This window comes from Monashia sp. HAY1-11D, assembly GCF_056868035.1.
Genome location: NZ_CP200320.1, coordinates 3,704,480 through 3,718,112, shown reverse-complemented (window position 1 = coordinate 3,718,112; position 13,633 = coordinate 3,704,480). Strand labels below are relative to the sequence as shown.

The following is a 13,633-nucleotide window of genomic DNA, read 5'->3' as shown; positions in this document are numbered from 1 at the left end:
GCCCCGGCGTTGCCCTGACATGAGCGACCAGAGCACCTCCCGTAAGGCGTACGCCGTCCAGCGCACCGACGCGGAGTGGCGTGACGCCCTCTCCCCCGCCGAGTACCACGTGCTCCGCGAGGCGGGCACCGAGCGCGCCTTCACCGGCGAGTACACCGACACGAGGACCCAGGGCGTGTACTCGTGCCGGGCCTGCGGCGCCGAGCTGTTCCGCAGCGACACCAAGTTCGAGTCCCACTGCGGGTGGCCGTCCTTCTACGCTCCCCTCGCCGGTGACAGCGTCGAGTACATCGAGGACCGCAGTCTGGGCATGAAGCGCGTCGAGGTGCGGTGTGCCACCTGTGGCTCGCACCTCGGCCACGTCTTCGAGGGCGAGGGCTACGACACCCCCACCGACCAGCGCTACTGCATCAACTCGATCTCGCTACGCCTCGAGCCGGCGACCGGCACGAGCACCGGGGACGCCTGAGGTCACCGCGCCTAGATTGGTCCCATGGAGGGCGACGGCGAGCTGCGCATCGGTGACCGCGAGCGCCAGGAGGCCCTCGCGGCGCTCGCGGCGCACCGGCAGGCCGGCCGGCTCGACGCGTTCGAGTACGAGGACCGCCGAGGGAAGGCCGCCGACGCCGTGACGCGGCGCGAGCTCGAGGCGCTGTTCACCGACCTGCCCGAGCCCCGGCCGAGGTTCGACCCCGTCGCCCCGGCCCGGGCAGCGTCCACCGCCCCCGGGCGACCCGCCGCGCAGCCGGCGACGTCGTTCGGCGCGCGCCTCGGGCGAGCCCTCGTGACCCTGTCGCCGTTCATCGCGCTGCTCGTGTTCCTGCGCACGGGCGAGTGGTTCGTGTTCCTGTTCATCCCGATCGCGGCCGGGGTCGGCAGGCTGTTCCGGGGCGAGGACTGACCGCCACCCCGGCGGCACGCCTCAGCGCAGGTTGGCGACGAGCTGGGCGGGCTCGACGCGTGGCCCGGTGAAGAACGGGACCTCCTCGCGCACGTGCAGCCGGGCGCGCGAGGCGCGCAGCTCACGCATGAGGTCGACGATGCGGTGCAGCTCGTCGGCCTCGAAGGCGAGGAGCCACTCGTAGTCGCCGAGGGCGAAGGAGGCGATGGTGTTGGCCCGCACGTCGGGGTAGTCGCGCGCCATCTGGCCGTGCTCGCGCAGCAGGTCGCGGCGCTCGGAGTCCTCGAGCAGGTACCAGTCGTAGGACCGGACGAACGGGTACACGCAGAGGTACCTGCGGGTCTGCTCCTCGGCCATGAAGGCGGGGATGTGGCTCTTGTTGAACTCGGCCGGCCGGTGCAGCGCCGCCGAGCTCCACACCGGCTCGAGGTGCTGCCCGAGCTCGGTGCGCAGCAGCCGGTGGTAGGCCGACTGGAGCAGCTCGATGGACTCGGCGTGCCACCAGACCATGACGTCGGCGTCGCCGCGCAGGCCCGCGACGTCGTAGAGACCCCGGACGACGACGCCCTCGCCGGCGATGTCGTCGAGGAAGCCCTCGAGCTCGCCGAGCAGCGCGCCCCGGTCGTCACCGAGCGGGGTCGCCGACGCGAACACCGACCACATGCTGTAGCGGATCGTGTCGTTGATCTCCCGCATCCGGGCCGGTGTCAGGCGCTCGCTCATGACCGCATCATCCCAAGGTCGCCGGGGCGTCCGACCACCGGGTCAGCAGGTCGCGCGCCGCCGCCCTGGCCGACCCGATGCAGGCCGGGATGCCGACGCCGTCGTAGGCGGCGCCGCAGACGGCGAGTCCCGGCGGCAGCAGGCGCGCCGCGCGGACGCGGTCGAGGTGACCGACGGCGTACTGCGGCAGGCCGCCGCCCCAGCGCTGGACGTGCGCGGCCACCGGGTCCGGCAGGCCCGGTCCGAGCACGGTGCGCAGGTCGGCCAGCGCCGTGGCGACGAGCTCGTCGTCGGAGCGCTGGAGCGTCACCACGTCACGGTGGCGTCCCAGCGAGGCCCGGAGGAACGTCCGGTCCGGGTGGGCCCTGGCCAACCAGGGCCACTTGACGGTGCTGAACGTCGAGGCCTTGATCGACAGCGGCTCGGTCGGCGGCACGAGGAAGCCGCTGCCCTCGAGCACCGCGGGCGGCGGACCGTCGAGGGCGAGGGTGACGATCGCCATCGACGCGTACTCGATGGCGGCCAGAGCGGCGCTGGCCCCCGGCGCGACGCCGGCGAGCAGGCGTGACGTGGGCCGGGCCGGGGTCGCGAGGACGACGGCGTCGTAGCGCTCGTCGACCTCGGCGGTCGTGGGTCCGGTCGTCACGACCCAACCGTCGCCGTCGACCCGGAGGCCACGGACGACGGCACCGGTGCGCACCCGGGCGCCGGCTGCCGCCAGGGCCTCGGCGAGAGCGACCGGCAGCGTGCCGAGGCCGCCTTCCACGGTGGCGAACACGGGCAGCCCGGCGGACGCGGCGCCCGCCTCGGCGGACTCGCGGGCGACGTCGAGCAGGGAACGACCCTCACGGGCGGCCCGGGCCAGCGCCGGCACGGCAGCGGCCGCCGAGATCTCGCGGGCGTGCCCGGCGTAGACGCCGGCGAGGAGCGGCTCGACGAGGCGGTCCGTCACGGCGGGTCCCAGGCGGGCGTCGACGAGGTCGCCGACGGACACGTCGGGGGCATCGGGACCGTGCGACCCGTCGGGACCGGTGACGCGCTCCGCGCGCACCCGCTCGACCTCCGCCTCGGACAGCAGCCCGTGCAGCGACTCGGGGGACGAGGGCACCCCCATGAGGGTGCCCTTCGGCAGCGGCCGGCGGCGGCCGCCCGCCAGCACCGAGGCACCGACCGGGGCCGGGTAGGTCAACCGGTCGGCCAGGCCCAGCTCCTGCACGAGCGCGACCGCCTCGGGACGGCGCGCGAGCACCGACTCGGCCCCGACGTCGACCGGCACCCCGGCGACGTCGGCGAGGCGCAGCTTGCCGCCCACGCGGTCGGACCCCTCGAGGAGCGTGACGTCGACGCCCTCCGGACCGCCGGAGCGGACGAGCTCCCAGGCGGCCGCCAGACCGCTGATCCCGCCACCGACGACCGCCACGCTCCTGCGACCCATGGAGCCCACTGTGGCACCCCGCGACCCGAGGCCCCGCGCCGGGTGGCCATCGGGACCGGATGTGATGATGGCGCCATGACCGTGCAGGCCACGAGCCCCGAGGCGTACGTCGCCGCCGAGCCGTCCGGCCTCGTCGGCCTCGCGATGCGCGTCATCGCCACGCTCGGAGAGCTCGGCGTCGGCGTCCTCGCCCTCGTCGAGACCGTCGTGCCCCCGATCCCCAGCGAGGTCGTGCTGCCGCTCGCCGGCTTCATCGCCCGACAGGGCCGGCTCGACCTCGGCCTGCTCCTGCTCACGAGCACCCTCGGTGCCTACCTCGGAGCGCTCGTGCTCTACCTGCTCGCGGCCCGGCTCGGGCAGGACCGCGCCGTCGACCTGCTCGCCCGGCTGCCGCTCGTGGACCGTGAGGACTTCCTCCGGGCGACGGGGTGGTTCACGCGGCACGGTCGGCGCTCCGTGCTCGTCGGCCGGCTCGTCCCGGGGGTGCGCAGCCTGGTGTCCCTGCCGGCGGGGGCGGTGCGGATGCCGCTCGGCCGGTTCAGCCTCATGACCCTGCTCGGCAGCGCCGCGTGGAACGCGCTCCTCATCGGTCTCGGCTGGGCCCTGGGGTCGCGGTACGAGCTCGTCGACCGGTACTCGGGGATGCTCGACCGGGTCGTCGTCGCGGCCGCGGTGGCCCTCGTCGGCTGGCTGGTGGTCCGGCGGGTCCGGCGGGTTCGGCGGGCCCGCCGCGTCAGCCCCGACGACGACGCCTGAGCGACGGGCCGCCCCGCAACGTTCGCCGCTGCCCCGGTGTCTTTCCCGGCAGGACGTCGCCGACGGACACGGCCGAGAGGGGCCGCGGCCCGGGCGACCCGTCGGAAGGCCCGCCATGGAACAGCTCGCCCGCCTGCGTCGCCACCTCGACCGACTCCCACGGGAGCGCCGCCGATGGCTCGCCGTCGCCCTCGTCGCCGTCGCCGTCCTCGCCCTGGCGGTGCCCGTCGGGCTGTCCGTCCTCGGCCGGGTCGGTGGGGGCACCCGTGCAAGCGGAGGGTCGGAGTCCGTCGCCGGGACCGGGTCCGGGCGTGACTCGTCCGGGAGCGGCAGCGTCGGCAAGGAGGCGGCCCCGCAGGCGCCCACGGAGGGCCGGCGTCCCACGCCGGACACGTCCGAGGGCGGGGCCGCCACGGGCACGACCGGTTCGGGGCTCGCCGACGCGCTGCCTGCCGACCTCGGGGCCCGCCTCGCGCGCACGGCGTGGCTCGGGGTCGAGGTCGGCGACCTCGTCGCCGCCAGTGCCCGAGCCCGGGTCGTCACCTCCGAGGCCGGTGGCGTCGTCACCTTCGAGAACGTCGTCACCGCCGCCGACCCGACGGGCCGCTACGGCGCGCCGGGTGGTCTCCGCTCCCCCGAGCCGGCCCCGGACGGCGCCGGTGACTCACCGGCCATCGCCGAGCCGGTGGGTGTCGACGAGGCCCGCATGGTGCTCAGCGTGCCGGCCGACAAGCTGGACGGGGTCCTCACCGAGCTGTCCCGCCTCGGGTCGGTGTCCTACCGGTCCTCCCAGACCGAGGACGTCACCGACACCTATGTCGACGCCCGAGCCCGGGTGCAGCCGGCCCGCGACAGCATCGCCCGGGTCCGGGCCCTGCTGACCAAGGCGACCGACCTGCAGCAGGTGGTCCTGCTCGAGAGCGAGCTCAGCCGCCGTCAGGCTGACCTCGACGCACTCGAGCAGCGGCTCGCCGAGCTCGACCGCCGCACGACGAACAGCGACGTGACGCTGACCCTGTGGACCGCCGCGACGACACCGGTCGTGGCCACCACGGGCGAGGACGTGGCGTCCCGGCTGCGCGGAGCCTGGGAGGGCCTGCTGACCTCGGCGACGGTGATCGTCACCGGTCTGGCCGCGCTGCTGCCGTGGCTCGTCGTCCTCGGTCTCGTCGCGCTCGTCGTCCTCCGGGTCCGACGCCGCCGGCCCGCGGCTGCGAGCCCGGCCCTCGCGGCCCCCGGCGGGTCGGCCGGCTCGGGCACCGGCGGCTCGGGTTCGGCCGGTTCGGGCTCGGTCGGTTCGGGCTCGGCCGGTTCGGGTTCGGCAGGTTCCAGCTCGGGGGGTCCTGCTCGCGCAGCCTCCTCGGCCGGAACGGGAGAACCCGAGGAGCACGGCGGCCCGGCCACGCCCGCACCAGGTCGCTGACCTCGGCCCTCGGCCGCGGCCGGCGTCGCGTGGGACGCGGTCAGCGGCCGAGGCGCCCGCGGACGAGACCGGCGACCTCGCGGACCTCGCGGACGTGGAGCAGGTGCGCGACCCCGATGTAGACGACGGTGAACACGACCCCGACCAGGCCGATCTCCACGGCGTTGGCGATCATCCGGCCCACCGCCGTCGTGCCGTCGCCCTCGGCCGCGTAGACGCGGATCGGGGCGAGCACGTTGTGCGTGCCCATCGCGAGCAGGCCGGCGACGAGGGCCGCGACGCCGACGCGGGCGGCGGTGTCGAGGACCGCGGCGCCGCCGAGGGGGCCGACGCGGCGTCGGCAGGCCCGCAGCCCGTAGGCGCAGGAGACGACGTTGCCGGCGGTCTGCCCGAAGGCCATGACCGCGACGGCGTACTGCGGCGGCACGACGAGGGTCACGCCGAGCGCGAACAGGCTCGTACCGGTGAGCAGCACCTGCATGACGAAGGTCGGCCGGCCGTCCTCCAGGGCGAAGAGCGTGCGGTAGCAGAGCAGGTCGACGCCGAACGGGATGATCCCGAGGATCATGACGACGAGCGTGATGGCCGCGGTCTCGACGGAGCGCAGGTTGAGGCCCGGGTTGAGCAGGGCGATGATCGGCTCGGCCTCGACCATGACGAAGGCCATGACCGCCACGTTGACCACGAGCGGCAGGGCGAGACCGGTGCGGACGTCCTCGCGCATGCGTTCCAGGCGTCCGCTCGCGGCCGCGGCGGACAGGCGCGGGAAGAGCGCCGTGACGATCGAGACGGTGACGAAGGCGTGCGGCAGCATGAAGATCGTGAACGCGATCCCGTAGACCGCCGGCCCGCCGACGGCGACCTTCTCCGGGACCCGGCTGACCGCGTGGTTCAGGGCGCCCTGGCTCACGAAGAAGCCGAGCTGCGAGACGACGAGGCCGACGAAGGCCCAGACCGCCAGCCGGCTCACCCCGCCGAGACCCGCGCCACGCACGCCCCACCGCGGGCGGTACCGGAACCCGGTGCCCCGAAGGGCCGGCACGAGCCACAGCGCCTGGACGACGACAGACAGGGTCGCCGACCCGGCGAAGAGCCAGACCATGCCGGGCGTCCACTGCTCCGGGGTCCGGGGGAACGGCTGCCCGTCGTGGAACTGGCGCGGCGCCGGGTACAGGACGATGAAGACGACCAGCCCGGTGACGGCGACGACGTTGGCCATGAACGGGGCCCACGCGAACGCGCCGAACTTGCCGCGGGCGTTGAGGATCTGGCCGAGGAGGGCGAACAGCCCGTAGAAGAAGATCTGCGGCAGGGTGATGAAGGAGAAGGCGAGCGCGAGCTGCTTGACGCTCGGCTGGCTGGTGCCGGCGAGCATCCACACGAACAGGCCGGCCCCCGCCGTGACGAGGACGGTGATGGCCGCCATGCCGACGAGGGCGAGGGTGATGACGCGGTCGGTGAACTCCTGCCCGCCGTCGGGCAGCCGCATCGCCCGCGACAGCGACGGGATGAGGACGGCGTTGAGGATCCCCCCGGCCGCCAGCATGTAGAGGACGTTCGGCAGCGTGTTCGCCAGCGAGAACGCGTCACCGGCCAGGCTGGCGCCGATGATCGCCGTGATGAGGCCGGCGCGGACCGTGCCGAGGACCCGCGAGGCGATCGAGCCCCCGAACATCGTCAGGCTCGAGCGGGCGACCGACGGTGCCGCGACCGACTCGACGCCGGGGGCGCTGGCTCGGGGTGCGTCGGGGACGGTGGCCGTCATCGGCGGCTCGAGTACTCGTGGACGAGCTCGGTGACCCGGGTCAGGACGTCGGGGTCGGTGTTCGGCGGGACGCCGTGCCCGAGGTTGAACACGTGGCCGGGGGCCTGCCGGCCCTCGTCGACGATCTCGCGGACGCGTCGCTCGAGCGCCTCCCACGGCGCGAAGAGCAGCGCCGGGTCGAGGTTGCCCTGGACCGCGTAGCCGGGGCCGAGCCGCTCGACGGCGTCGGTCAGTGACACGCGGTAGTCGACCCCGACGACGTCGGCGCCGGCCTCGCCCATGAGGGCGAGCAGCTCGCCGGTCCCGACGCCGAAGTGGATGCGCGGGACGTCGAGGTCGGCGACCGCCCCGAGCGCCACGGCCGAGTGCGGCATCGCGCGGGCCCGGTAGTCGGTGCGTGAGAGCGCCCCGGCCCACGAGTCGAACAGCTGGACGGCGCTGGCACCGGCCTGGACCTGGACACGGAGGAACTCCCCGGAGATCAGGGCCAGGCGGCCGCAGAGGTCGTCCCACAGCTGCGGGTCGCCGTGCATGAGGGCCTTGGTCCTCTCGTGGTTCTTCGACGGGCCGCCCTCGACGAGGTAGGAGGCCAGCGTGAACGGCGCCCCGGCGAACCCGATGAGCGGGGTCTCGCCGAGCTCGGCGACGAGCAGCCGCACCGCCTCGGAGATCGACGGCACGTGCTCGGGCGTCAGCGGGACGAGCTGGTCGAGGTCCGCGCGGGTGCGGATCGGGCGGGCCACGACCGGGCCGACGCCGGGGACGATGTCGAGGTCGACGCCGACGGCCTTGAGCGGGACGACGATGTCGCTGAAGAAGATGGCCGCGTCGACGCCGTGGCGGCGGACCGGCTGGAGCGTGATCTCGGTGACGAGCTCGGGACGCAGGCACGACTCGAGCATCGGGACGCCCTCGCGCACGGCCCGGTACTCGGGCAGCGACCGTCCGGCCTGACGCATGAACCACACGGGGGTGCGGCCCACCGGCTCGCGGCGCGCGGCACGCACGAGGTCGCTCTGTCGCGTGGCAGCAGGGGCATACGTCGGCACCGGTCAATCCTGCCATGGGCGCACCCCTGCCCCGGTCATCCTCGACGGGCGGCCGGCCTGTGGGGCCCGGCCGCGAGTGACGCCCGTGACGCCTGCGCAGACCTGTGCCGTCCTGCCCGGAACGCCCCGGCGTGCCCTGAGACAGATCCGGCGCTCCCGGCATACCCTCGTCTGGTGCACACCAGAACGTTGCCGGGAGGCCACGGTGCGGTCTTCGCGAGGACGCTGACCGCCCTCCGCGACGTCCGGCTGCGCTCCGAGGTGCGCCTGACCGAGGTGCCTGCGCCGACGCGCATCGCGCCGTACGCGGCCGCGCTGACGGCCGACGTCATCGACGTCACCGACCCCGAGGAGGACCTCGCCACGGGCCGGTTCGTCCTCCTGCACGACCCCGCCGCCCCCGACACGTGGGACGGCCAGTGGCGCGTCGTCACGTTCGCGCGCGCGGAGCTCGAGGCCGAGCTGGCGGGTGACCCGATGCTCGGGGCGGTCGGGTGGTCCTGGCTCAGCGACTCCCTCTCCGGCCGGGGCCTGGCGTGGACGGCGGAGGCGGGCACCGTCACACGGGTCGTCAGCGAGAGCTTCGGCGGGCTCGCCGACCGCGAGGCAAGCGTCGAGATGGAGATCCGGGCCTCCTGGACCCCCACCGCCGGCGACGTCGTCGAGCACCTGCGGGCCTGGGCCGACATGCTGTGCACCATCGCGGGGATCCCGCCGCTGCCCGACGGCGTCGTCCCCCTGCCGGGGCAGCGCCGGTGACGGTGCACGAGGAGCACACCGGCAGCGACCCGGCCCACCGCCACGCGTCCCCCCGACGCGCGAGGACCCGTCGTCCGTCGCGGTGGCCACGTCCACCGCGACGATCGAGCCGACGCCGCTGCTGCACCCGCGCGACGGCGTGCCCGACGTCGTCGCCGACGAACGGACCCTGATGCGGGCGGCGGAGGCCATCGCCGCCGGGACCGGCCCCGTGGGCATGGACGCCGAGCGTGCCTCCGGCTACCGCTACGGCCAGCGCGCCTACCTCGTCCAGCTGCGGCGCGACGGCTCCGGGACCTGGCTCGTCGACCCCGTGGCGTGCCCCGACCTCTCCCCGCTCGACGAGGCCATCGGCGACGCCGAGTGGATCCTCCACGCGGCCACCCAGGACCTGCCGTGCCTGGCCGAGGTGGGTCTGCGCCCCCGCGCGCTCTTCGACACCGAGCTCGGCGGCCGCCTCGCCGGGCTGCCCCGCGTCGGCCTCGGCGCGATGGTGGAGCACTACCTGGGTCTGCAGCTGGCCAAGGAGCACTCGGCCGTCGACTGGTCCTCGCGGCCGCTGCCCGAGCCGTGGCTGCGCTACGCCGCCCTCGACGTCGAGGTGCTGTCCGACCTCCGGGACGCCGTGGCCGCCGACCTCGCGAGCCAGGGCAAGGCCGCGTGGGCCGCCGAGGAGTTCGAGAGCCTGCTGTCCTTCACCGGTCCCGACCCGCGCGTCGACCCGTGGCGCCGCACCTCCGGGATGCACCGGGTGCGGGGCCGCCGCGGCCTGGCCATCGTGCGCGAGCTGTGGCTCTGGCGCGACGCCGTCGCCCAGCAGCGCGACGTCTCCCCCGGACGCGTCCTGCCCGATGCCGCCATCAGCGAGGTCGCCGTCGCCAACGCCCGGGCCACGACGCCCCCGCGGTCGGTCGGGTCGCCGGAACCGCGTCTGGCACGCTCGATCCGTCGCAACCAGGAGGCCATCCTCGAGGCGGTCGGCCGCGCGCTCGCGCTGCCCGAGGAGGACCTCCCCCCGCTGACGCTGCCCCCGACCGGTCCCCCGCCGCCGAAGGCCTGGGTGGACCGCGACCCCGTCGCCGCCGCCCGGCTGGCCCGCGCCCGCGAGCTGCTCACGGCCGTGTCCGGCGAGCTGGCCATCCCGGTCGAGAACCTGCTGACCCCCGACCTGCTGCGGCGCTACCTCTGGGAGGGACCGCCGGCGCCGCAGACCGCCGAGATCGCCGAGGCCCTCGAGGGAATGGGCGCCCGGCACTGGCAGACCCGCATCGCGGCTCCCCTCGTCGCGGTGGCGTGCGCGGAGCACCCACGGTGAGGTGGCTCACGCCGCCCGCCCCGGACGGAGATGTTACCCGGCAGTAGGATCGAGGGGGCGGTCTCGCGCCGCCCATCCCCTGTCCACGACCGGAGGAGGCCTCGTGCCCCGTCAGCTCCAGGAGGTCGTCTTCGTCGACGGCGTGCGCACGCCGTTCGGCAAGGCCGGTGAGAAGGGCATGTACGCCCACACCCGTGCCGACGACCTCGTCATCAAGTGCGTCCGCGAGCTCCTGCGCCGCAACCCCGACCTACCCAAGGACCGTGTCGAGGAGGTAGCCATCGCGGCCACGACGCAGATCGGCGACCAAGGCCTGACGCTCGGGCGCACCGCCGCGCTGCTCGCGGGCCTGCCGAACACGACGCCCGGCTACTCCGTCGACCGGATGTGCGCCGGCGCCATGACCGCCGTGACGAACACCGCCAGCTCGATCGCCTTCGGGGCCTACGACGTCGCCATCGCCGGCGGCGTCGAGCACATGGGCCGACACCCCATGGGTGAGGGCGTCGACCCGAACCCCCGGATCCTCGCCGAGAAGATCGTCGACCCCGATGCGCTCGTCATGGGCAAGACGGCCGAGAACCTCCACGACCGCTTCCCGAACCTGACCAGGGCCCGCGTCGACGCCTTCGCGGTCGCGAGCCAGGACAAGCTCGCCGCTGCGTACGCCGACGGCCGCATCCAGCGCGACCTCGTGCCCGTCGCGGTCCGCGACGGCGACAACGCATGGGGCCTGGCGACGGCCGACGAGCCCCCGCGCCCCGGGACGACCGTCGAGGACCTCGCCGGACTGAAGACCCCGTTCCGCCCCCACGGCAACGTCACCGCCGGCAACGCGGCCGGGCTCAACGACGGCGCGACCGCGTGCCTGCTCGCCTCCGAGGCCGCGGCGACCGAGCTGGGCCTTCCGGTGCGCATGCGCCTCGTGTCGTGGTCCTTCGTCGGCGTCGAGCCGGAGGTCATGGGGGTCGGACCCGTCCCGGCCACCGAGAAGGCCCTCGCCAAGGCCGGTCTGTCGATCGAGGACATCGGCCTCTTCGAGCTCAACGAGGCGTTCGCCGTGCAGGTGCTCGCCTTCCTCGACCACTTCGGCATCGCCGACGACGACCCCCGGGTCAACGAGTACGGCGGCGCCATCGCCACCGGTCACCCGCTCGCCAGCTCGGGCGTGCGCCTCATGACGCAGCTGGCCAGGCAGTTCGAGGCCCACCCCGAGGTGCGCTACGGCCTCACTGCCATGTGCATCGGCATCGGCATGGGCGGCGCGGTCGTGTGGGAGAACCCGCACCACGCCGACTACCTGCCCACCAGCGCCCAGGAGGAGGTCGCGTGACCACCATGACCGAGAAGCCCGCAACCGCAACCGAGTTCGCCGACGAGGTCGTCACCCACGCCACGGTCCGCGACATCTGCCTGCCCGGAGGCGCGGGTGTCCTCGCCCTCATCACGCTCGACAACGGGTTCGACCACACGAAGCCGAACACCTTCGGCCCCCAGGGAGTCGCCGAGCTGACCGCGGTCGTCGAGCGACTGCGCGAGCGCGCCGGTGCCGGCGAGATCGTCGCCGCCGCCGTCACCGGCAAGCCGTTCGTCTTCGCCGTCGGCGCCGACCTCACCGGCATCCCCCACGTACGCGACCGCGAGCAGGCACTCGAGATCGCCCGCGCGGGCCACGCGGCGTTCTCGGCGTTCTCCGACCTGCCGGTGCCCACCTTCGCCTTCGTCAACGGTGCGGCCATGGGCGGTGGCGTCGAGCTGGCCCTGTCCGCGACGTACCGCACCATGAGCGCCGGCGTCCCGGCCGTGGCCCTGCCGGAGGTCTTCCTCGGGCTCGTCCCCGGGTGGGGCGGTTGCTGGCTGCTGCCCAACCTCGTCGGCATCGAGACGGCCGTGACCGTCGTCATCGACAACCCGCTGAGCCAGAACCGCATGCTCACCGGCGTCGACGCCTACGGGCTGGGCCTGGCCGACGCCCTCTTCGAACCGGCCGACTTCCTCGAGGAGTCGCTCGCCTGGGCCTCGTCGGTCGTGCGCGGCGAGGTCGTCGTGTGCCGTCCGGACGTCGACCGCGACGAGCAGCGCTGGGATGCCGCGGTCGCCAGGGCGCGCGCCACCGCCGACGCGCGGACCGGTCGACGGGCCCGGAGCCCGTACGCCGCCCTCGACCTGCTCGCCGCGGCGCGAACCGCTTCGCGCGCGGAGGGGTTCGCGGCCGAGGACGAGGCGCTGGCCGACCTCGTCATGAGCGACGAGCTGCGGGCCGGGCTCTACGCCTTCGACCTCGTGCAGCGTCGAGCCAAGCGCCCGGCCGGTGCCCCCGACAAGACGCTCGGGCGTCCCGTCACGAAGGTCGGCGTCGTCGGCGCCGGTCTCATGGCCAGCCAGCTGGCGCTGCTGTTCGTCCAGCGCCTCCAGGTGCCGGTCGTGCTCACCGACGTCGACGAGGCCCGCGTCTCCCAGGGCGTCGGGTACGTCCACGCCGAGCTCGACAAGCTCGCGGCCAAGGGACGCCTCACCCCCGACCGCCTCAACCGCTACAAGGGACTCGTGACCGGGGCCGTCGACAAGGCCGGCTTCGCCGACGCCGACCTCGTCATCGAGGCGGTGTTCGAGCAGATGGCCGTCAAGCAGCAGGTCTTCGCCGAGGTCGAGGCGGTCGTGTCGCCCGAGTGCGTCCTCGCGACGAACACCTCGAGCCTGTCCGTCGCCGAGATGGCCTCGCGGCTCGAGCACCCCGAGCGCGTCGTCGGGCTGCACTTCTTCAACCCCGTGGCCGTGATGCCACTGCTCGAGGTGATCCCGGGCGAGGCGACCGACGCGGCAACGCTGGCAACTGGGTTCGCCGTCGGCAAGGCGCTGCGCAAGACGTGCGTGCTCGCGGCGGACCGGCCCTCGTTCATCGTCAACCGGCTCCTCGGCCGGTTCATGGGCGAGGCCGCCCGGATCCTCGACGAGGGCACGCCGATCGAGGTCGTCGACCGGGCGTTCGCCGGTCTGGCGCCGATGCCGCCGTTCGTCCTCATCGGGCTCGTCGGCCCGGCGATCGCGCTGCACAACGGCGAGACCCTGGTCCGCGCCTTCCCGGACCGGTTCTACTCCTCCCCGACGCTGCAGCGCCTCGTCGCTGCGGGCAAGCGTGGCTTCTACGACCTCAGCTCGGGCCGCCCGGTGCTCGACCCCGAGGCCGCGGCGCTCGTCGAGACGCCGGCCGACCCGGTCGTCCTCGACGCCGGGCAGGTGCGCGAGCGGGTCCTGACGGTCCTGTCGGACGAGGCCCGACGGATGCTCGACGAGGGGGTGGCCCAGTCACCCATGGACCTCGACCTTGCGATGATCACCGGCGCCGGCTTCCAGTTCTGGAACGGCGGGATCACGCCGCTGCTCGACCGGACGGGCGTGGCCGAGCGCGTCACGGGGTCGCGGTTCCTGCCGCCGGGTGTGGCCGACGCCCCGCGCTGAAGGGCCTGTGGGCCGGGACCGGCCGTGGCGCCCTCACCACGCCATGGC

12 protein-coding genes are annotated in these 13,633 nt (G+C 74.4%); 8 read left to right on the top strand and 4 right to left on the bottom strand.

Annotated elements, in window-relative coordinates:
- Window positions 1-19 precede the first annotated feature (19 nt).
- Together msrB and AC1VM9_RS17200 are read left to right on the top strand one after the other, a co-directional pair.
- Window positions 20-469, top strand: a complete 450-nt coding sequence (gene msrB, locus AC1VM9_RS17205) for a peptide-methionine (R)-S-oxide reductase MsrB (protein WP_483123518.1) — start codon at window positions 20-22, stop codon at window positions 467-469.
- A 24-nt stretch (window positions 470-493) separates the two neighbouring features.
- On the top strand, window positions 494-901 hold the full coding sequence (locus AC1VM9_RS17200) for a DUF1707 SHOCT-like domain-containing protein (RefSeq protein ID WP_483123517.1): 408 nt from the start codon (window positions 494-496) through the stop codon (window positions 899-901).
- A gap of 21 nt (window positions 902-922) precedes the next feature.
- On the opposite strand, the gene hemQ is transcribed toward AC1VM9_RS17200, so the two are convergent.
- Together hemQ and hemG are read right to left on the bottom strand one after the other, a co-directional pair.
- Window positions 923-1,624 (bottom strand): hydrogen peroxide-dependent heme synthase, encoded by a 702-nt coding sequence (hemQ, locus tag AC1VM9_RS17195; protein ID WP_481346038.1) that lies wholly within the window; start codon window positions 1,622-1,624, stop codon window positions 923-925.
- A gap of 7 nt (window positions 1,625-1,631) precedes the next feature.
- Window positions 1,632-3,059, bottom strand: coding sequence for a protoporphyrinogen oxidase (gene hemG, locus AC1VM9_RS17190; RefSeq protein WP_483123515.1), 1,428 nt, complete (start codon window positions 3,057-3,059; stop codon window positions 1,632-1,634).
- A gap of 75 nt (window positions 3,060-3,134) precedes the next feature.
- Here hemG and AC1VM9_RS17185 point away from each other — a divergent pair, with 75 nt between their 5' ends.
- Window positions 3,135-3,815, top strand: coding sequence for a DedA family protein (locus AC1VM9_RS17185; RefSeq protein ID WP_481346040.1), 681 nt, complete (start codon window positions 3,135-3,137; stop codon window positions 3,813-3,815).
- A gap of 115 nt (window positions 3,816-3,930) precedes the next feature.
- Entirely contained in the window at window positions 3,931-5,238 is a 1,308-nt protein-coding gene (locus AC1VM9_RS17180; RefSeq protein WP_483123514.1) for a DUF4349 domain-containing protein, read from the top strand.
- 40 nt (window positions 5,239-5,278) lie between these two features.
- Here AC1VM9_RS17180 and murJ read toward each other — a convergent pair whose 3' ends face one another.
- The gene (gene murJ / locus AC1VM9_RS17175) at window positions 5,279-7,003 is read right to left on the bottom strand and encodes a murein biosynthesis integral membrane protein MurJ (RefSeq protein WP_481346043.1); all 1,725 of its coding nucleotides are present in this window, start codon (window positions 7,001-7,003) and stop codon (window positions 5,279-5,281) included.
- Window positions 7,000-8,052, bottom strand: a complete 1,053-nt coding sequence (gene hemE, locus AC1VM9_RS17170) for a uroporphyrinogen decarboxylase (protein WP_483123512.1) — start codon at window positions 8,050-8,052, stop codon at window positions 7,000-7,002. Before hemE ends, murJ begins: the two co-directional genes overlap by 4 nt.
- Before the next feature lie 174 nt (window positions 8,053-8,226).
- Between hemE and AC1VM9_RS17165 the strand changes: the two genes are divergently transcribed.
- The 4 genes from AC1VM9_RS17165 (at window position 8,227) to AC1VM9_RS17150 (ending at window position 13,585) form a co-directional block, all read left to right on the top strand.
- Window positions 8,227-8,811 (top strand): DUF3000 domain-containing protein, encoded by a 585-nt coding sequence (locus AC1VM9_RS17165; protein ID WP_481343287.1) that lies wholly within the window; start codon window positions 8,227-8,229, stop codon window positions 8,809-8,811.
- 82 nt (window positions 8,812-8,893) lie between these two features.
- Window positions 8,894-10,126 carry an HRDC domain-containing protein gene (locus AC1VM9_RS17160; protein WP_483123511.1) on the top strand — a complete coding sequence of 411 codons (1,233 nt, stop codon included), beginning with the start codon at window positions 8,894-8,896 and terminating at the stop codon, window positions 10,124-10,126.
- Between the two features lie 103 nt (window positions 10,127-10,229).
- Complete coding sequence (locus AC1VM9_RS17155) at window positions 10,230-11,459, top strand: thiolase family protein (RefSeq protein ID WP_483123510.1); 1,230 nt, start codon at window positions 10,230-10,232, stop codon at window positions 11,457-11,459.
- 5 nt (window positions 11,460-11,464) lie between these two features.
- The gene (locus AC1VM9_RS17150) at window positions 11,465-13,585 is read left to right on the top strand and encodes a 3-hydroxyacyl-CoA dehydrogenase NAD-binding domain-containing protein (RefSeq protein ID WP_483124041.1); all 2,121 of its coding nucleotides are present in this window, start codon (window positions 11,465-11,467) and stop codon (window positions 13,583-13,585) included.
- Window positions 13,586-13,633: the final 48 nt, after the last annotated feature.

Coding starts and splice junctions, on each gene's coding strand:
- msrB (WP_483123518.1), top strand. CDS start 20: ATGAGCGACCAGAGCACCTCCCGTAAGGCGTACGCCGTCCAGCGCACC.
- AC1VM9_RS17200 (WP_483123517.1), top strand. CDS start 494: ATGGAGGGCGACGGCGAGCTGCGCATCGGTGACCGCGAGCGCCAGGAG.
- hemQ (WP_481346038.1), bottom strand. CDS start 1,624: ATGAGCGAGCGCCTGACACCGGCCCGGATGCGGGAGATCAACGACACG.
- hemG (WP_483123515.1), bottom strand. CDS start 3,059: ATGGGTCGCAGGAGCGTGGCGGTCGTCGGTGGCGGGATCAGCGGTCTG.
- AC1VM9_RS17185 (WP_481346040.1), top strand. CDS start 3,135: ATGACCGTGCAGGCCACGAGCCCCGAGGCGTACGTCGCCGCCGAGCCG.
- AC1VM9_RS17180 (WP_483123514.1), top strand. CDS start 3,931: ATGGAACAGCTCGCCCGCCTGCGTCGCCACCTCGACCGACTCCCACGG.
- murJ (WP_481346043.1), bottom strand. CDS start 7,003: ATGACGGCCACCGTCCCCGACGCACCCCGAGCCAGCGCCCCCGGCGTC.
- AC1VM9_RS17150 (WP_483124041.1), top strand. CDS start 11,465: ATGACCGAGAAGCCCGCAACCGCAACCGAGTTCGCCGACGAGGTCGTC.